The 18488-nt window shown below is 70.9% G+C and carries 13 protein-coding genes; 3 read left to right on the top strand and 10 right to left on the bottom strand.

Annotated elements, in window-relative coordinates; genetic code table 11:
• Window positions 1–74 precede the first annotated feature (74 nt).
• The 4 genes from ACIF8S_RS04680 to ACIF8S_RS04665 form a co-directional block, all read right to left on the bottom strand.
• A complete protein-coding gene (locus tag ACIF8S_RS04680; RefSeq protein ID WP_399997290.1) occupies window positions 75–446 on the bottom strand; it encodes a hypothetical protein in 372 nt (123 codons plus the stop codon).
• A gap of 69 nt (window positions 447–515) precedes the next feature.
• Window positions 516–890, bottom strand: coding sequence for a hypothetical protein (locus ACIF8S_RS04675; RefSeq protein WP_399997289.1), 375 nt, complete (start codon window positions 888–890; stop codon window positions 516–518).
• 3 nt (window positions 891–893) lie between these two features.
• Entirely contained in the window at window positions 894–4976 is a 4083-nt protein-coding gene (locus tag ACIF8S_RS04670; protein WP_399997288.1) for a polymorphic toxin-type HINT domain-containing protein, read from the bottom strand.
• Between the two features lie 210 nt (window positions 4977–5186).
• Window positions 5187–5669 (bottom strand): hypothetical protein, encoded by a 483-nt coding sequence (locus ACIF8S_RS04665; RefSeq protein ID WP_399997287.1) that lies wholly within the window; start codon window positions 5667–5669, stop codon window positions 5187–5189.
• A 508-nt stretch (window positions 5670–6177) separates the two neighbouring features.
• On the opposite strand from ACIF8S_RS04665, the gene ACIF8S_RS04660 reads away from it, so the two are divergent.
• Window positions 6178–6768 carry a hypothetical protein gene (locus tag ACIF8S_RS04660; protein WP_399997285.1) on the top strand — a complete coding sequence of 197 codons (591 nt, stop codon included), beginning with the start codon at window positions 6178–6180 and terminating at the stop codon, window positions 6766–6768.
• 13 nt (window positions 6769–6781) lie between these two features.
• On the opposite strand, the gene ACIF8S_RS04655 is transcribed toward ACIF8S_RS04660, so the two are convergent.
• From ACIF8S_RS04655 to ACIF8S_RS04645, 3 genes are all read right to left on the bottom strand, one after another.
• Window positions 6782–8215 (bottom strand): S28 family serine protease, encoded by a 1434-nt coding sequence (locus ACIF8S_RS04655; RefSeq protein ID WP_349792676.1) that lies wholly within the window; start codon window positions 8213–8215, stop codon window positions 6782–6784.
• A 107-nt stretch (window positions 8216–8322) separates the two neighbouring features.
• Complete coding sequence (locus ACIF8S_RS04650) at window positions 8323–8709, bottom strand: hypothetical protein (protein WP_399997284.1); 387 nt, start codon at window positions 8707–8709, stop codon at window positions 8323–8325.
• A 112-nt stretch (window positions 8710–8821) separates the two neighbouring features.
• Entirely contained in the window at window positions 8822–12529 is a 3708-nt protein-coding gene (locus tag ACIF8S_RS04645) for an ABC transporter ATP-binding protein (protein ID WP_399997283.1), read from the bottom strand.
• Window positions 12530–12743: 214 nt separating this feature from the next.
• Between ACIF8S_RS04645 and ACIF8S_RS04640 the strand changes: the two genes are divergently transcribed.
• A complete protein-coding gene (locus ACIF8S_RS04640) occupies window positions 12744–13577 on the top strand; it encodes an endonuclease I family protein (protein WP_399997282.1) in 834 nt (277 codons plus the stop codon).
• A 220-nt stretch (window positions 13578–13797) separates the two neighbouring features.
• Window positions 13798–14025 (top strand): DUF397 domain-containing protein, encoded by a 228-nt coding sequence (locus ACIF8S_RS04635; RefSeq protein WP_399997281.1) that lies wholly within the window; start codon window positions 13798–13800, stop codon window positions 14023–14025.
• 223 nt (window positions 14026–14248) lie between these two features.
• On the opposite strand, the gene ACIF8S_RS04630 is transcribed toward ACIF8S_RS04635, so the two are convergent.
• From ACIF8S_RS04630 to ACIF8S_RS04620, 3 genes are read right to left on the bottom strand one after another with little or no spacing between them, the layout of a single operon-like run.
• Window positions 14249–15937: a thiamine pyrophosphate-binding protein gene (locus tag ACIF8S_RS04630; RefSeq protein ID WP_399997280.1), complete on the bottom strand. Its 1689-nt coding sequence runs from the start codon at window positions 15935–15937 to the stop codon at window positions 14249–14251.
• Entirely contained in the window at window positions 15934–16902 is a 969-nt protein-coding gene (gene speB, locus ACIF8S_RS04625; protein WP_349792660.1) for an agmatinase, read from the bottom strand. Before speB ends, ACIF8S_RS04630 begins: the two co-directional genes overlap by 4 nt.
• Window positions 16903–16957: 55 nt before the next feature.
• A complete protein-coding gene (locus tag ACIF8S_RS04620) occupies window positions 16958–18436 on the bottom strand; it encodes a sodium:solute symporter (RefSeq protein WP_399997279.1) in 1479 nt (492 codons plus the stop codon).
• Window positions 18437–18488: the final 52 nt, after the last annotated feature.

Genomic DNA, 18488 nt, shown 5'->3' with positions numbered 1-18488 from the left:
TGAGACCCTCTCCGGCCGGGGCGGCGAAGCACGCGTCGCCGCCCCGGCCGGCTCGGGTCCTCAGGGAGTCGCGGTCACGGGGTGCCCGGGATGGGGCCGAAGTGGGAGGGGTCCCGGAATCCGCCTTGGTCCTCGTGCCACTGCAGAGGGCCGCCGACGACGAATCCCTGCATACGGTCGGCGCCCACGACGTGCACATGGGGCGCTCCGTCGACGTCGATCCCGAACTCCGTCCGCACGCGGTCCCGCTCCTCCGCGGTGGCCGGTCTCATGGTGAGCCCTCGGTACATCCACCTCAGCATGAATCCGCGCACGTCGCCGATGTGCAGATCGATGCGCGGTTCGTTCGCCTTCTCCGCCGGCGATCTCAGCAGCAAGCGGTCGCCGTGAGCCGCCGTGTAGTGCCACAGGGAGAAATGACGCTCGGATTCATAAATGTGGGTCATGTCGTCCAGAAGTCGCGCCGAGTGCGGGCGACCGCCGTCCACGTCGAGTCGGCGGTCACCCACGCCCGGCTAAGGGGTCGGTGGCATACGGAGGAATCCGGAGGGCTGGGAGTCATCGGCGTGCTTCTCATGGACCTGCAGCGGCCCACCCACCACGAATCCAGCCATCACGTCCTTCCCGATGACGTGCAGCCGCCGGTCGGACTCCAGAATCGCGGTGCCGAGCATGTCCGTCACCCTTTCCCGCTCCGCTTCCGTCCCCTCGCGCACGGTGATCCCCTGGTAGACGGGACGAACGAACAGCGCCTCGACACTCGCGAAATGAAGATCGACGCGTCTGTCTGACACACCCCGACGGGAACTACGCAGCAGGACACCACCGTGGTGGAACACGCTGTACTGCCATACCACGAATGTCCGGTCGGAAGAATACTCCGCCTTCACGACCTACCCTCCGGACTTTGTCGGAGGCGGCGGCGGCTGGATGGCGCCCTGCGGGATTTCCTTGCCGGCTTCGTCGTAGAACGTCACATTGTTCCAATCCAGGTCACCCGTCCGATGGTAGAACTCGATCTGAGCCATCTCCCACTGCGTGGCTGCGCCGTCAGGCGTCCTGCCGGCCTGTGTCGCAGCATTCACCTTCTGCTGATGGGTACCGTTCACAGGTTCCCACCCCTTGAGGCTGACCGCGACTTTCTGATTGGAACTCAACGCGCTGTTCACCGCCTGCATCCAGTTGGTGTAGGGCCTTCCGTTCGGCAGCTGACCGATGACCTTGTCCAGATCGCCGCCGCCCATGACGTGGTACCCGTTGGGCAGTTGATCGGTCAGTTCCTCGGCGTGCGCGCGTATGCCGAGAACAAGTACCTTGCACTCACTGTTGTGGACCAGTACCGGCGTGTCCCCGGCCACCACGTGGAATGCGTGGAGGTCCTCGATCGTGAGGCCGTAAGTGGTGGTCCGCCGGACGAAGTCGCGTGTGGCGACGACCGTTGCCGTGGAGCCGTCGGCCGTCCGCAGCGTGTCTCCGGGACGCAGATCCGTCGCGGCGGCCCAGACGCGGAGGTTGGTGCTCCAGAACGGGTGATCGTGAGTGGCGGTGATGTCACCGCGTTCGCCGGTCGGACCGCGGATGGTGATGGCGGTGAGGTGCTTGTCCCCGGAGGTCACGATCGGGTCGGACGCCCTCCGGGCGCCGCTCTCACCGGTCAACGGGTCCGTGGCCCGGACCAGGTCCCCCGCCTTCACCTGCTCGATCGGCTTGTGACTGCCGTCGGCCATGAGCACCGGTGTGCCGGCCACGAAGCACTGGGTGCAGCCGGTGGCGGCCTGCTTGAGAGCCCGGTAGGCGAGGGTCAGTCCGCGGAGCTTGGACGTGAGGATGACGTCCTTCTGCAGCTCCCAGCAGGCCCAGAGGTCGCCCTTCTGCGCGCAGTTCTCCAGCTCGCTGAGTCCCAGAATGGTCTTCTCGAACTCCCACAGGCCCTTGCCGAACGCCTCGACGGAGGGCCCCAGGGCGAGGATGTCGCAGTACGCATCGTGGTGCTGGCACCAGCGCCCGGGGTTTTCGGCCGCTTCGCATCCTAGAATTCCGCACCGGTACAGTTCGGCGGGAGTGGCGCCCTCCTTCTCCGCGGCCTCCTTCTTGGCCACGGCCTCACGGCGTCGCTGTTCCTCCTCCTCGCGGTACTTCTTCACCGTGACCAGGAACGCCTCGCCGGCAGCGCTCAGAGCTTCTGCCGCGCTCTTGCCGGCCCGTTTCGCGGACTCCTTCGCAGCGTTCGCGGAGGCCCAGGCGACACCGGCCGAGGTCTGTGCCAGCTCGGCCGACACCGTGGCGTCGCTGGCGGACAGTGCTGCCTGACGGGCCGATGTGTCGGCCCGCTGAGCCGCGGCACGAGCCGTCCTCGCGGACTCGGCAGCGTCTTCCGCGGATGCCTCGGCGTTCTTCGCATGCTGATCCGCCTGCGACGCGTACCGGCTGGCGTCGGCAGCGGACTTCTGTGCCTTGTCGGCCCACCCCGCAGCCTCCTCGGCGGCCTGCCGCGCGGTGGCGGCCGTGACCTGTGCCCGGGCCGCGTCGGTCTGTGCCTCAGCGGCGACCTTGGCCGCGTCGGCGACGAGCTTGAGCACCTGTTGCTGGTGCGTCAACGCCAGCAGGTCCTTGCGCTCCGCCGTGTAGCGACCGGTCTCGACGAACCGGTGCAGCAGATAGGCGGGGCCCTCCAGGGCGACGCGTGCTGCCGCCTTGACCTCGGGACCTCCGCTCTCGACGAGTTGAGCTGCCAGAACCCTCTCGTCCTGCTCCCTTGCTTCATCCAACGTGGATGTGAGGAAGGTGCGGTAGGCGTCGGTGGTGCCGGCGTTCAGCGCCTCCCGCGCCTTCTCCTTCACCACGGGCCCGCCCGCGTCCGCCGCCTTGGCCACTTCCACGCGGAAGGCCTCACTGCCGGCCTCGTACTGGCCGCGCAGGAGGAACTCGCTCACCGTGGCGGCATCGCCGTCCAGTGCCGTCTCGGCGGCGTCCCGGACTTCCTTGACCGCGCTCTCTTCCGCCAGTCGCTCGACGGCGGCACGATCGTCGGCCGCCTGGGCGTCCGCGCGGGCGGTGAGTACGTAGGCGACGACACCCTCGGTGTCCTCACCCAGAGCGTGCTGGGCCGCCGCGCGCAGCCAGGGCCCGCCGTTGTCCAGGTCGAGCAGTGCGAGCTGTCGGCCCAGGCGCGCGATCTCCTCGTCGTCCGCGCCCTGCCGAGCCTCACGTGCCAGTTCCTCCGCGGTGGCACGCGCTTCCTCCACCGCATCGGCCTGATCCTTGCGCTCCTTCTCCCGGGCTTCGTCCTCGGCCTTGAGGTCGCGCGCCTTGGCTATTCCGGCGTTCGTGCGGGCCAGCAGTTCCTCCGCCTCGACCTCGCGGGCGAGCGCGTAGACGTCAGCGGCCTGCTCGGCGGCTTGTGACGCGACGTCCGCCGCCTCTGTCGCCGCGTTCGCGTGGGCTGTGGATCTCGTGGCCGCCTGGGCGGCTTCCCCTGCGTGGTCAGCTGCGTCATCGGCAGCGTCCGCCGCCTTGCGGGCGTGCTCCGCGGCGGACCGGGCCGCGTCGCGGGCTTCCTCGGCCGCCGTCGCCGCTTTCCCTGCGAGCTTCTCAGCTGCTCGAGCGGCACGGTCGGCTTCCGCCGCCTGCCGGTGAGCCGAAGCGGCCGCCGCCCGCGCGTTGGCCGCTGCGGTGCTGCTCTCCCCCGCATACTGTCCGGCCAGCACGGCAGCGTCGGCTGCGGCTGCGGCGTTGCTCCCGGCGCCGGCCGCGGAAAGGGCTGCCTTGCCCGCTGCAGTGGCCGCCTTCACGGCCTGGTCAGCGGCGTCGGCCGCCTTGGTCGCCCCCTGAGCCGCGTTGCGCGCCTGTACGGCGGCCTTCCGAGCCGCGTCCGCCTGCTGGGCGTCCGTGGCCGCTGCCGCGGCGGCGCCTCGCGCCTTTGAGGCGGCGTCGGCTGCGCCTGCGGCTGCCGCTGCTGCTTGCGCAGCCGCCGCCGACGCGACCCGGGCGGACTTGCTTGCGGCGTTGGCCGCCGAAATCGCCTTCTGGGCAGCCTTGGCGGCACCCGAGGCGGCGTTGGCCGCTCGGTTGGCCGCGCGAGCGGCGTCCGCCGAGTCCTCCTTGGTGGCCTCGGCTTCCGCGGCCGCCTTGAGGGCGGCCTCCTTGGCTTGCTTTGACGCTTCGACCGCTTCCGCCGACGCGTCTTCGGCGGCCTTGGTCTCCGTGGCGGCCAGCTTGCCCGCCTGCTCCGCCTGCTTGGCCAGTTCCGCGACAGTGGCGTGCTCCTGGTCCCGGTTGCGGGCGACGAACTGCCCCACCTCCAGGAACTCACGGACGTCGTCCATGGTGCCGCTGAGCGCCAGCCGCCCGGCGGCCCTCACCTGTGGGCCCCCGGCGGATATCAACTGTGCGACCAGGACGCGGTCGTCCGCGTCCTGTGCTTCGCTCAACCCGCTCCGCAGGAACTCGGCGACGTCCTCGACGCCGCCTTCGAGTGCGGCTCGGCCTCGCGCCTGCACCTCGGGGCCGCCTGCCGAGATCTCCCGCGCGACCAACACTCTCTGGTCCTGCTGGAAGGGCTCTTGCCAGCCCTCCTTCAGGAAGTAGGTCAGGTCTCCAGGATCCCCGGCCAATACTTCCCGGACAGCCGCCAGGGTGTTCTCGCCACCGAGACTGGCAAGCTGTGCCGCCTCGACGCGGTAGTCCTGCTCCACCAGGTCGTCATAGGTGGTCAGAAAGGTGACGACGTCCTGGTCGGACCCGGCGAGAGCCGCTCGAGCGGCAGCCCTGACCTCCGTGCCCCCGGTCGCCCAGATGTCAATGGCCTGCTGACGGATGGTCAGGTGGATGGGCTCAACAGTGGCATCCGGCACCTCCTCGGCAGGGGCCGGATTCGCTCCGAGCAGGCCACAAAGAAGGGCCGCAGCGGTAACGAAAGACACGCGATTGGCGGCACGTCTCCGTCTTCCGGAGAAACGATGCCGTTTCCATTTCATAAGACTCCTTGATTCCCATCACCGATCACAGGTGGGTCGATACACGCAAACGTCGCAGGGCTCGCATCGGCGACGCCGACCACCCGAACAAAGGCGTCGGCGGACCCCAACCCCGTTTCACTTCGGAGCAGGACCCGCCGATCTGACCCATTCGAAACTTCTCAAGCACTCCCGTGGACGAATGCCGGTACGGCACGGCCACGAGATGAATCAGCCCGTGACGCGTATCTCGACCAGGACGGACTGGGCGCCGCCCACGGTCCCTTCGCCGACCGGCTCGAACCCGCCCTCGGGCACATCCACCGTCTGGGTCTGTCCGTTGGCCGTCAGATCTGCGCTGATCGGCTGCTCGCCCGCTTCCAAAGCGAAGACGCGGGGAAGTTCGAGCGTGAGGAACCCGGAGGTCGAAGTCGCCTCGAAGCAGTAGGTGCCCCGCCTGCCGGCGCTGGAGTCAGCCACCGTGAGCACGCGGATCTGGTCCGCCTTCGGGTCACATTCGGCCACCAGAACGTGGCCGTCCCCGCGCTTCACCGTGATACCCATCGAGGACTTGATACGGTCTGCGCCTGGGTAGTTGAAGTCCTCCACCGCGTAGGGCATCTCGTCCGCAGCAGCCTGGGACTCGGTGGAGCCCCCGGCGACAGCCAGACCGGAGAATCCCCCCGCCACGGCGACGACGGCGATCGAGGTCACCGCGATGACATGTGTGCGCTTTATGGCTAATTTCCTTCTCTGAAGGCGAAGCATCCTGACTGCCAAAAAGGCAGAGTTCACCACCGCCGAACCAATGGGAAAACGAGGAGGCTTACCGCGGCGTCGATGTCACGTTTCATGACGCGTGCGGGACACCACGCGACCGCACGCCCCCCCAGATGACGCACGGCAAGAATACAAGACCCTTCGCACACCAGTACAGACTCCATCACGTCACCCAATTCACGGCTTATGTTTGCTATTTCCCTTTTACTTCAGACAAGACATGCTCGGTGTCGGTGGTACGCGCGAGGGTCGAGCAGAGTCGCGGATCGGCTCCTCACTTGTTGCGCGTACCGCCCCTACGCCAGCGCGTCCGAGCCGATGCCCCCCATATGCGCAAACGGTTCCACTTGTCTGGCCTGTCCGGGCGGCGGGCGGTCAGGCTGGGGGCGGGGATCTTCCGAGAGGGACGGCGATGCGGGTGCGCGGATGGGGGCCGGGGGCCATGGGGGCCCTGGCGGGGGTCGTACTGCTCGTCGGGTGCCGGGAGGCGCCGACGGACGCGGCCGGCGGGACGGCGGCCGTGGCGTCGCCCGTGCGGCCGACCGGGTACGGGGCGGTGTTCCTCGACGTCGGCGAGTGCAGCTCCTTCGGCCGCACCAGCTTCACCGAGGTGTCCTGCGCGAGCGAGCGCGCGGCGGCCCGGGTGGCCGCCCGGCACGACGGGACCGTGCGCGACGGGCCGCTCTGCCCGCCGGCCACCGATTTCGTGCTGCACATCAGCGAGCAGTGGCCGGCCGCCGACGAGGACGGCCACGGCATGGTGCCGCTCGGCTACGCCTGCATGCGCCACCTCCAGCCGCCGCACCCGGGCGACCCGGGCGGCGGGGGCGGCCCGCGCACCGTCGTCGGCGACTGCGTGTACGCCCTCGCCGGCGGCAAGGTCCGCGAGACCGCCTGCGACGGAAGCGGCCCGCGGGGGCCGGAGTTCAAGGTGACGAAGGCCGTGGACGCCCGGGCCGACTGCCCGGCGTCCACGGCCCTCTACGTCCGGCTGCGCGGGACCGCACCGGTCGGCTGCGCCGTCCCGGTGTGATCCCGCGCGGGTGTCACGGACGCAGCGCGTGCCGCGGCTCGACGTCCCGCTTGTCGAGCTTGGCGTCGAACTTCGCCAGCGGCCTGGCCGCCGTCGGGTTCGCCTGGACCGCGCTCGGGGCGACGCCCGCCCAGTCCAGGATGCGGGCCGTGGCCAGCGCCTTCTGCCGGTCGACCAGACCGGCCACGTTCGCACCGTGGTTCATGCCGGGCGCGGTGAAGACGTACGAGTCACGCGCGCCCTTGCCGAGGCGGAACGGCTCGGCGCCCCACGGGTCGTTCTCGCCGTACACGAACAGCATCTGCCGGGCGTGGTGGCGGACCCAGGTGTCGACGTCCCGCATGACGTGCGGCTGGAACTTCATGCCGATGGAGCGGGGCACGAAGTTGCGCGGCGGCTGGTAGCCGTAGCGGACGTACTTCTTCTCGATGTGCGGGAAGTGGATGGTCGGCGCGCCCAGCTGGGTGCCGGCCTGGTAGTAGTACGGCGTGTACGGCTCCAGGCCCTGGTCCGTGTAGAACGAGAAGCCGGAGATCGTGTCGACGGAGGTCCAGATCTCCTCGTCGGTGGCGTTCCTGGCGTCCGCCGGGATGTCCTGGCAGTCGGCGACGGTGCTGTACTGCCAGAAGCCCCACACGTAGTCAAGGACGACCGCTTCGTAGGCGCGGTCCAGGCTGCCGATGGTGTCGAAGGTGTAGCCGTTCTCGGCGGCGTAGGCGGCGTACTTCTTCTCCAGCGGGGCGCGGCGCACCAGCGCCTCGCGCTGCACGCCGTTCAGCCGGTCGCGGCACTCCTTGGTGCCGACGGTGCGGAAGAAGCGGTCGTAGGCCGAGTCCTCGTCGTTCACCACGTCGTTGGGCGCGACGTAGGCGACGACGCCGTCCATGTCCTTGGGGTAGAAGCGCTCGTAGTAGGTGGCGGTCATGCCGCCCTTGGACCCGCCGGTGGAGAGCCAGTTCTTGCTGTAGACCTTCTTCAGGGCCTTGAAGATGCGGTGCTGGTCGCTGGCGGCCTGCCAGATGTCCAGCTTCGACCAGTCGGCCGGCGCGGGCCGGGACGGGGTGAAGAAGCGGTACTCCATGGAGACCTGGTTGCCGTCCACGATCTGGGTCGGCTCGGCGCGGCGGGGCGTCGTGGAGACGCTGTAGCCGCCGGTGTAGAAGACGGTGGGCCGCGCGGTGTCCTTGTGCAGCACCGTGATCCGCTGCTGGAACGTCCCCTTGCCCGGTCGGCGGTGGTCCACCGGCTGGGTGTAGTTGAGGACGAAGAAGCGGTACCCGGTGTAGGGCTTCTCCTCGATCAGGCTCATGCCCGGGATCGAGAGCAGCCTTTCCTTGATGTCAGTGGTGCCGGTGGCCTCCGGCTCGGCGGCGGTGGCCGCCCCGGCCGTACTCAGTGTGCCTATGAGCACCGTGAGCGCCAGCAGCCATCTGAGCGCCTTGCGCATGCGCACTCCCCTGTGAGACAGATGTGCGCCGGAAGCTACTCGACCAACTCCTCACCGCACCAGGGGACGTAGGGAAAACCCTGTACAACTCCCGTTCCGGGGAGGGGTCAGCACAGGATCCAGCCGGAGCTGACCGAGTCCGCCCCGACCCGGCCCTTGACCCACACGCAGCGGCGTCCGACGTGCACGGTGACCGGCCCCGCGTGATAGGCGAAACGCCCCTCGTCGACCACCGGGCGGCCGCCGCGCGCCTGCACGCTCACCGACATCTGCCGCTTCACGCCGCCCTTCTTGGCGACGGTGACGGCGCAGACGTAGTCGCCGCGCTTGTAGACGTGCACCGACCCGGTGGAGAACGGCAGGGTCCGCGCCTTGCGCCCCGGGCACAGCGCGGACGCCTCCGCCGCCTGGGCCGGCGCGACGGCGAGCAGCCCCGAGGTGGTCAGCACCGCAAGGACCAGCGCGAGCCGCCGGTGTATCGCTCCACTGCGCACAGTCGTCCTCCCGTACCGCACCCGCCGCGACCGACGGCGTACGCGTGTACGGACGCGGGGCGTACGTCGCACGGTTGCGCGAGCCGGGGCGCGGGGGTGGTGAACGGCCGGATCAGGCCGGTGCCGGTACGTCCTCGCCGACGAACGTCCGCCACAGCGCGGCGTACCGGCCGCCCTTGCGCAGCAGTTCCTCGTGGGTGCCGTCCTCGGCGACCCGGCCGCGGTCCATGACGACGACCCGGTCGGCGCGGGCGGCGGTGGTGAGGCGGTGGGCGACGACCAGCGTGGTGCGGCGGCCTGCGATGCGGTCGGTGGCCGCGTTGACCTGTGCCTCGGTGGCGAGGTCGAGGGCGGCGGTGGCCTCGTCGAGCAACAGCACATCGGGGTCGACGAGTTCGGCGCGAGCGAGGGCGATCAGCTGGCGCTGGCCGGCCGAGAGGTTGCGGCCCCGCTCGGCGACCTGGTGGAGGTAGCCGCCGTCCAGCGTGGCGATCATCTCGTGCGCGCCGACCGCGCGGGCCGCGGCCTCCACCTCGGCGTCCGTGGCGTCGGGGCGGCCGTAGGCGATGGCGTCGCGCACGGTGCCGGGGAAGAGGTACGCCTCCTGCGGGACGACGCCCAGCCGGTGCCGGTACGCGGTGAGGTCCAGGTCGCGCAGGTCGGTGCCGTCGACGGTGACCCGCCCGGAGGTGGGGTCGTAGAACCGGGCGACCAGCTTGACCAGGGTGGACTTGCCGGCGCCGGTCTCCCCGACGAACGCGACGGTCTGCCCGGCGGGGACGGTGAGGTCGATGCCGGTGAGCGCGTCGTCGCCGTCGCCGTACGCGAAGTGCACGTCCTCGAAGGCGATCTCGCCGCGCAGGGACGTCACCGGGAGCGGCTTCGCCGGGGGCTTGGTGGAGGTCGGTTCGCGCAGCAGTTCCTGGATCCGGCCGAGGGAGACGGACGCCTGCTGGTAGCCGTCGAAGACCTGGGAGAGCTGCTGCACGGGCGCGAAGAACAGGTCGATGTAGAGCAGGTACGCCACCAGCGAGCCGATGGCCAGCGTGCCCTCGTCGACGCGGCCGCCGCCCACCACCAGCACCGCCGCCGCGGCGACCGAGGACAGCAGCTGCACGAACGGGAAGTACACCGAGATCAGCCACTGGCCGCGTACACGGGCGCTGCGGTAGTCGGCGCTGCGCTCGGCGAACCGACGCGCGCCGTCCCGCTCGCGCCGGAAGGCCTGCACGATCCGCAGCCCGGCCACCGACTCCTGGAGGTCGGCGTTGACCACCGACACCCTCTCCCGCGCCAGCTCGTACGCCTTCACGCTGGCCCGCCGGAAGAAGTACGTGGCGAGGATCAGCGGGGGCAGGGTGGCGAAGACGACCAGGGCCAGGCCGACGTCCAGCACGAGCAGGGCGACCATGATGCCGAAGAAGGTGACCACCGAGACGAACGCGGTGACCAGACCGGTCTGCAGGAACGTGGACAGCGCGTCGATGTCCGTGGTCATCCGGGTCATGATCCGGCCGGTCAGCTCGCGCTCGTAGTAGTCGAGGCCGAGCCGCTGGAGCTGGGCGAAGATCTTCAGCCGCAGCGAGTACAGCACGCGTTCGCCGGTGCGGCCGGTCATGCGGATCTCGCCGGTCTGCGCGGCCCACTGGGCCAGCACGGCGAGCAGTCCCAGCAGGGCGGCCGCCCACACCGCGGTCTGGGCGGCGCGGGTGACGCCCTCGTCGATGCCGTGCCGGATGAGGATCGGCAGCAGCAGGCCCATGCCGGCGTCCACGGCGACCAGGCCGAGGCTGATCAGCAGGGGGGTGCGGAAGCCCCGCAGCAGGCGGCGCAGGCCGTAGGAGTCCTCGGCGCGGACGGCGCGGGCCTCGTCGACGTCGGGGACGTCGTCGGCCGGGGGCAGGGCCGCGACCTGGGCGAGGAGTTCCGGGGTGGCCGGGGCGCCGTCCAGGGCGGTGTCCTTCGGCTCGCGGTCGCCGGTCCACAGCCGCGGGGTGACGCCCCGCTCGGCGTCGAACTCGGCGTCCAGCTCCTCACGGACGGAGGTGTCCTCCTCGCGCGGCCCGGCGGGCGGGGTGTGGCCCGGGGAGACGGCACCCAGCTCGTCGGGGTCGGTGAGCAGCCGGCGGTAGAGCGGGGAGCGGCGCTGGAGCTCGTCGTGGGTGCCGATGTCGGCGAGCCGGCCGCCGTCCAGGACGGCGATGCGGTCGGCGAGGTTCAGGGTGGAGCGGCGGTGGGCGATCAGCAGCGTCGTACGACCCCGCATGACGCTCTTGAGCACCTCGTGGATCTCGTGCTCGACGCGGGCGTCCACGGCGGAGGTGGCGTCGTCGAGGACCAGCAGGCGCGGGTCGGTGAGGATGGCGCGGGCCAGGGCGACGCGCTGGCGCTGGCCGCCGGAGAGGGTCAGGCCGTGCTCGCCGACGGTGGTGTCGTAGCCGTCGGGCAGCTCGTCGATGAACCGGTCGGCCTGGGCGGCGCGGGCGGCGGCGGCGATCTGCTCGTCGGTGGCGTCGGGGCGGCCGTAGGCGATGTTGGCGCGCACGGTGTCGGAGAACAGGAAGGAGTCCTCCGGGACCAGGCCGATGGCGGCGCGCAGCGACTCGGTGGTCAGCTCGCGCACGTCGTGCCCGCCGACCAGGACGGCGCCGCGGGTGACGTCGTAGAAGCGGGGCAGCAGCAGGGAGACGGTGGACTTGCCGGAGCCCGAGGAGCCGACCACGGCGAGGGTCTCGCCGGGGCGGATCTCGAAGGACAGGCCGTCGAGGACCGGCCGCTCGGGGTCGTAGCCGAAGGCGACGTCGTCGAACTCGACGGTCGCGGGGGCGTCGGCGGGCAGTTCCTTGGTGCCGTCGGTGAGGGACGGCTCGGTGTCGATCAGTTCGAGGACGCGCTCGGTGCCGGCGCGGGCCTGCTGGGCGACGGTGAGGACGACGGCGAGCATCCGCACCGGGCCGACAAGCTGGGCGAGGTAGGTGGAGAAGGCGACGAAGGTGCCCAGCGTGATGTGCCCGTGCACCGCGAGCCAGCCGCCGAGGGCGAGCATCGCCACCTGGCCCAGCGCGGGCACGGACTGGAGGGCGGGGGTGAAGCGGGCGTTCAGCTTGATGGTGCGCAGGCGTCCCGCGTACAGGCGGCGGCCGACCTCGCGCAGCTTGCCGGTCTCCTGCTCCTCCTGCCCGAAGCCCTTGACCACGCGGACGCCGCTGACCGCGCCGTCGACCACCCCGGCGACGGCGCCCGCCTGCGCCTGGGCGTACCAGGTGGAGGGGTGCAGCCGGGTGCGGCTGCGCTTGGCGATCCACCACAGGGCGGGGGCGACGGCGAGCGCGATCGCGGTGAGCGGCAGGGACAGCGACGCCATGATCACCAGGGAGATCACGAACAGCAGCAGGTTGCCGATGGTCATCGGCAGCATGAAGAGCAGGCCCTGGATGAGCTGGAGGTCGCTGGTGGCGCGGCCGACGACCTGCCCGGTGGACAGCTCGTCCTGGCGTCTGCCGTCGAGCCGGGCGATCGAGCCGTACATCTCGGTGCGCAGGTCGTGCTGGACGTCGAGGGCGAGCTTTCCGCCGTAGTAGCGGCGGACGTACGTCATGACGTAGACGGCGAGGGCGGCGCCGACCAGCAGGCCGGCCCAGGTGCCCATGTCCCGGGTCTTGTCGCCGATCACGTCGTCGATGATCACCTTGGTGATCAGCGGGACCAGGGCCATGACGGCCATGCCGGCGAGGGAGGAGCCGAGGGCCAGGACGACGTTCCTGGGGTGCCGCCACGCGTAGGCGGCCAGTCGTCGTGCCCATCCCCGTTGCGCTGTCACGCGGTGCCCTCCGATCGTCCTGATCTTCCGCAAGGCACCAACGCCGACCGAAGCGGATTTCATCCCTCCGCAACATTCCGCAGGCGCGCCTCCCCTACGCGGAGGCGGATTCTCGTCACGCAATCGGCACGCTCCCTCCACGCGCTTGACTGCATGTGCATGCCAGTCTCTCGGGTATCTCCCTTGTGCAACCCGCGTAGATCGGACACCCCACATGCCTGCTGTACGCATACGGCGCCGGAAGGCGGTGGCGCTGGCGAGCGCCGCCGTCCTGGCCGGACTCGCCGTCCCCGCCCTGACCCCCGCCACGGCCGGCGCCTCGGCTCCCGCCCCGGAGGCCCCCGCCGCCCAGACCGCCGCCGCGGTGGCCGACTACTACGAGGACGCCGAGGGCAAGACCGGCGACGACCTCAGGGCCGCCCTCAACTCGATCATCAGCGACCAGACGAAGCTGTCGTACTCGGCCGTCTGGGACGCCCTGAAGGACACCGACGAGGACCCGTCGAACAGCGGGAACGTGATCCTTCTGTACTCGGGCGTCTCCCGCAGCAAGAGCCTCAACGGCGGCGACACCGGCGACTGGAACCGCGAGCACGTCTGGGCCAAGTCCCACGGCGACTTCGGCACCTCCACCGGCCCCGGCACCGACATCCACCACCTGCGCCCGTCGGACGTCCAGGTGAACGGCGTCCGCGGCAACAAGGACTTCGACAACGGCGGCAGCGCCGTCGCGAACGGCGGGGGCAGCCTCACCGACTCCGACTCGTTCGAGCCGCGTGACGCGGTCAAGGGCGACGTGGCCCGCATGATCTTCTACATGGCGGTCCGCTACGAGGGCACCGACGGCTGGCCCGACCTGGAGCCCAACGGCAGCGTGAACAACGGCAGCGCGCCGTACATCGGCAAGCTCGACGTGCTGAAGGCCTGGAACGAGCAGGACCCGCCGGACGCCTTCGAGCAGCGCCGCAACGACGTCATCCACGAGTCGTACCAGCACAACCGCAACCCGTTCATCGACCACCCGGAGTGGGTCGAGTCGATCTGGTAGGCGTCACCTCGGCCGGCCTCCCTCAGACGAAAACGGCGGCCGGCCCGCCCCAGCGGTGGGTCAGTTGCCCGGACCCCCTCCCGGGACGGCGTCAAGGTCTACCTCGTCACCGCGGGGCACGGAGAGACGCGCTCCCCTGCTGCGGGCGATGCGGTGCATGCTCTGCCACTCAAGGAGTCACTGGCCCTGCTGAAGGCGACAGCAAAGGATCACGGACGTCATGACTGAACCGATCATCTCGAACGCTGCCGCGCTGACCGGCTGGCGGAAGTCCTCCTACAGCAACGACCAGGGCGGCAGCTGCCTGGAAGTCCTGGACGGTCACCCCATAGGCGTCCCTGTCCGCGACTCCAAGGTCCCTGAGGGCCCCGCGCTGCTCTTCCGGCCGGCCGGCTGGACGCCGTTCGTCACCGCGGTCAAGGACGGAAGCCTCTCCGTCTCCGCCTGACCGCTCCCCACCGCGGTCCCTCTCCGTGCTCAGAATCGTGGCCGCACACGTCAGCGGCCTGGCCGGGGAGCCCGAGGCCTTGAGAACCGCCCCGCTTCCACGGCCTGTGGACCCGGGCTCCTTCGGCGGCCGGATCGACGGGGTGGGCCCGGGCGCCTGCTGCCCCGGACCGGACACCACCGCCCTCCGCGTGGCTGCGGGCGATCTCGTAGGAGCCCGCGCCTCAGTTCCCCAGGTGCGTAGGTGCGAACATCCTCAGCACCGCCGGGAGGACCACCACCGACGGGCCCGAGGTGGAGAGGGACTTGGCGAGGTCCTCCTCCAGGGTTTCCGGGCTCGTGCGCAGCCCCGGGACGCCGAAGGACTCCGCCAGGGCCACGTAGTCCGGGCGGGTCAGCTCGGTCGCCGTGGGCTCGCCGAAGGCGTCCGTCATGTACTCGCGCAGGATGCCGTAGCCGCCGTCGTCGACGATCAGCCAGGTGACGTCGAGGCCGTACTGCCGGGCCGTGGCCAGCTCGGCGATGGAGTACAGCGCCCCGCCGTCGCCGGAGACCGCCAGCACCGGGCGGGTGGGGTCGGCGGCCGCCGCGCCGAGGGCGGCGGGGAAGCCGTAGCCGAGGCCGCCGGCGCCCTGCGCGGAGTGCAGGTGGTTGGGGCCCATCGCGTCGAACGCGGACCACGCCCAGTAGGCGAGGATCGTCATGTCCCAGAAGGACGGCGAGCCGGTCGGCAGGGCGCGCCGCACGGCCGTCAGCACCTGCTGCTCCAGCGCGAGGTCCTGGGCGTCGATGCGCTCCCGCACCCGGTCCAGCAGCTCGCGCACCCGCGCCGGGGCGGTCTCGTCCTCGCGGGGGTCCACCGTCTCCAGGAGCGCCTGGAGGGCGAGGCGGGCGTCCGCGTGGATGCCGATGCCGGGGTGGTTGGACTCCAGCTTGCCGAGGTCGGCCTCGATCTGGATCACCCGGCCGCAGGGCTTGAACGTGTGGTAGTTCGAGGAGAGTTCACCGAGGCCCGAGCCGACGACGAGCAGGACGTCCGCGTCCTCAAGGAAGTCGGTGGTGTGGCGGTCCTCCAGCCACGACTGGAGCGACAGCGGGTGGGTCCAGGGGAAGGCGCCCTTGCCGCCCGGGGTGGTCACCACCGGCGCCTGGATCCGCTCGGCGAGCTGCCGCAGCTTCTTGGAGGCGTCGGAGCGGATCACCCCGCCGCCCGCGATGATCGCGGGGCGTTCGGCGCGGGACAGCAGGTGCGCGGCGAGCGCGGTCAGTTCGGGGCGCGGGGGCAGCTCGTCCGGGGTGGCGTCCATGGCCGTCACCACCGGCAGCATCGTCTCCGCGAGGAGCACGTCCTGCGGGATCTCCACCCACACCGGCCCGTGCGGGACGGTGAGCGCGGACTTCCAGGCCGCCGCGATCGCGGAGGGGATCTGGGAGGCCGCACGCACCGTGTGGACGGACTTCACCACGCCCCGGAACGAGGCCGACTGGTCGGGGAGTTCGTGCAGATAGCCGTGGCGTCCGCCGCCGAGGCCTGCCGTCGGCACCTGGCTGCTGATCGCCAGCACGGGGGCGGACGCGGCCGCCGCCTCCTGGAGCGCGGCCAGCGAGGTCAGCGCGCCGGGGCCGGTCGACAGCAGCAGGGGCGCCGCCTCGCCGGTGATCCGCCCGTACGCGTCCGCCGCGAAGCCGGCGTTGTTCTCCACGCGCAGGCCGATGTAGCGCAGGTCGGAGCGGCGCAGGGCGTCGAACATGCCGAGCGCGTGCTGGCCGGGCAGGCCGAAGACGGTGGTCGCGCCCAGCCCGGCCAGGGTCTCCACGACCAGGTCTCCGCCGGTACGGCCGGGGGGCGGGTTCAGCGCGGCCTCCGTCTGGGCCGGCGTGGGGCGGAGCTCCAGGTCGTGGTCGTGTGTCACTTGGCGCGGGCCTCCGCGATCTGGCGGGACATGATCGTGGTCAGTTCGTACGCCGTGTGGGACGCGGCGACCGAGGTGATCTCGGCGTGGTCGTAGGCGGGGGCCACCTCGACGACGTCGGCGGAGACCAGGTTGCAGGAGGCGAGGCCGCGCAGGATCTCCAGCAGCTCGCGGGAGGTCATGCCGCCCGCCTCGGGCGTGCCGGTGCCGGGGGCGTGGGCGGGGTCGAGGCAGTCGATGTCGATGGAGATGTACAGCGGGCGGTCGCCGATGCGCTGCCGGAGCTGGTCGGCGACCTCGTCGGCGCCGCGGCGGTAGACGTCCGCGGAGGTGACGATGCCGAAGCCCATCTTCTCGTCGTCGGTGAGGTCCTGCTTGCCGTAGAGCGGGCCGCGGGTGCCGACGTGGGAGAGCGCCTCGGTGTCGAGGATGCCCTCCTCGACGGCCCGGCGGAACGGCGTGCCGTGGGTGTACTCGGCGCCGAAGTAGGTGTCCCAGGTGTCGAGGTGCGCGTCGAAGTGGAGCAGTGCGACCGGGCCGTGCTTCTTGGCGACGGAGCGCAGCAGCGGCAGGGCGATGGTGTGGTCGCCGCCGAGGGTCATCAGGCGGGCGCCGGTGCCGAGGAGGTCGTCGGCGGCGGCCTCCACCGTCTCGACGGCCTCGTTGATGTTGAACGGGTTGACGGCGATGTCGCCGCCGTCCGCGACCTGGGCGAGGGCGAAGGGCGAGGCGTCCTGCGCGGGGTTGTAGGGGCGCAGCAGCCGGGACGCCTCCCGGATGGCGTTGCCGCCGAAGCGGGCGCCCGGCCGGTAGGAGACGCCCGAGTCGAACGGCACGCCGACGACGGCGACGTCGGCGCGGCCGACCTCGTCGAGGCGGGGCAGCCGGGCGAAGGTCGCCGGTCCCGCGTAGCGCGGTACCCGGGAGGAGTCGACGGGGCCGCGGGGCGTTCCGTTGCTGCTCATGGAGGACTGCTCTCTTTCCTACGCTTCGTCGCGTATGTGCTGACTGCCCACGATGCTACTGGGCGGCCGGGATCTGTTCGGACACGGATTCGGACGTGCTGTCCGGCGCGGGGGCGCGTCCGGCGAGGCGTTCGCGCCAGGCGGCGAGGACGGCCGCGTCGGTGGGCCGGGTGGCGAGGGAGACGACGACGTACGCCGCGAGGGAGGCGAGCAGGCCGTAGTAGACGGGCTCGTTGGCGAGGATGCCGTAGGCGGCCATCAGGCCGATCACGGCGAGCCCGCCGACCGCGACGGAGGCGAGGGCGCCCTGCGCGGTGCCGCGCCTCCACAGCAGCCCGCCGAGGATGGGCACGAGCAGCCCGCCGACGAGCAGGTTGTACGCGACGGTCAGCGCCTGGACGACGTCGTTGAGGGCGATGGCGGTGCCGATCACGGCGAGGCCCATCAGCAGTATGAAGGCGCGGTTGCCCTTGACCTCGTCGTGCTGCTCGCCCTCGGGGCGCACGATGCCGCGCAGCCGCGCCCATATGTCGTTGTTGGCGACGGTGGCGCAGGCGATCAGCGCGCCGGAGGACGTCGACATCACGGCGGCGAGGGCGGCGGCCAGCACGAGGCCGCGCACGCCCAGGGGCAGCTCGTCCTTGACGATGGTGGCGAAGGCGTCGTCGGGGCCGGCGAGCTTCGGGTAGAGCACCTTGGCGGCCGTGCCGATCACGGCGCCGGCGACGGCGTAGGCGAGGCAGTAGGTGCCGGCGATCATGCCGCCCCAGCGGGCCGTGCGGTCGCCGCGGGCGGTGAAGACGCGCTGCCAGATGTCCTGCCCGATGAGCATGCCGAAGGTGTAGATCAGCACGTAGGTGAAGATCGTCTCGCCGCCGATGCCCAGCGGGTCGAAGTACTCGGTCGGCAGCTGCGCCTTCATCCCGCTGAAGCCGCCCGCCTTGACCACGGCGATGGGCAGCAGCAGGAGCAGCACGCCGATCGTCTTCACGACGAACTGCACCATGTCGGTGAGCGTGATCGACCACATGCCGCCGAGCGTCGAGTACGCGACGACGATGGAGCCGCCGAGGACGATCGCGAGGGTGCGGTTCATGTCGAAGAGGACGTCGAAGATCGTGGCGTAGGCGATGGTCGAGGTGACCGCGAGCATCAGGGTGTACGCCCACATGACGACGCCGGAGATGACGCCCGCCCGGCCGCCGTAGCGCAGGTCGAGCATCTCGGAGACGGTGTAGACCTTCAGCCGGGCGATGCGGGCGGAGAAGAAGACGCTCAGCGCGAGCAGTCCTAGGCCGATGGTGAACACCATCCAGGCGCCGGACAGGCCGTACTGGTAGCCGAGGCCCACGCCGCCGATGGTGGAGGCGCCGCCGAGGACGATGGCGGCCATGGTGCCCGAGTACAGGGCGGGACCGAGCCGCCGGCCGGCCACCAGGAACTCGCTCTTGGACTTGGCGCGGCGCATGCCCCACCAGCCCATGGCCAGCATGCCGGCCAGATAGACGACGATGACCAGGTAGTCCACGGCCATGCGGGGGCCTCCTTCGCGCACTGTCGGTGGCGTGTCGTGCAGACGGATCGCG

Source organism: Streptomyces sp. NPDC085937 (assembly GCF_044540535.1).
GTDB lineage: Bacteria > Actinomycetota > Actinomycetes > Streptomycetales > Streptomycetaceae > Streptomyces.
The sequence above is the reverse complement of the archived record's forward strand: the minus strand, read 5'-3'. Positions and strand labels throughout refer to the sequence as shown.

Excerpts from the sequence above, each read along its gene's own strand:
- ACIF8S_RS04680 (WP_399997290.1), bottom strand. The coding sequence starts at position 446 with ATGACCCACATTTATGAATCCGAGCGTCATTTCTCCCTGTGGCACTAC.
- ACIF8S_RS04670 (WP_399997288.1), bottom strand. The coding sequence starts at position 4,976 with ATGAAATGGAAACGGCATCGTTTCTCCGGAAGACGGAGACGTGCCGCC.
- ACIF8S_RS04660 (WP_399997285.1), top strand. The coding sequence starts at position 6,178 with ATGGGGGCCCTGGCGGGGGTCGTACTGCTCGTCGGGTGCCGGGAGGCG.
- ACIF8S_RS04655 (WP_349792676.1), bottom strand. The coding sequence starts at position 8,215 with ATGCGCAAGGCGCTCAGATGGCTGCTGGCGCTCACGGTGCTCATAGGC.
- ACIF8S_RS04640 (WP_399997282.1), top strand. The coding sequence starts at position 12,744 with ATGCCTGCTGTACGCATACGGCGCCGGAAGGCGGTGGCGCTGGCGAGC.
- ACIF8S_RS04635 (WP_399997281.1), top strand. The coding sequence starts at position 13,798 with ATGACTGAACCGATCATCTCGAACGCTGCCGCGCTGACCGGCTGGCGG.
- speB (WP_349792660.1), bottom strand. The coding sequence starts at position 16,902 with ATGAGCAGCAACGGAACGCCCCGCGGCCCCGTCGACTCCTCCCGGGTA.
- ACIF8S_RS04620 (WP_399997279.1), bottom strand. The coding sequence starts at position 18,436 with ATGGCCGTGGACTACCTGGTCATCGTCGTCTATCTGGCCGGCATGCTG.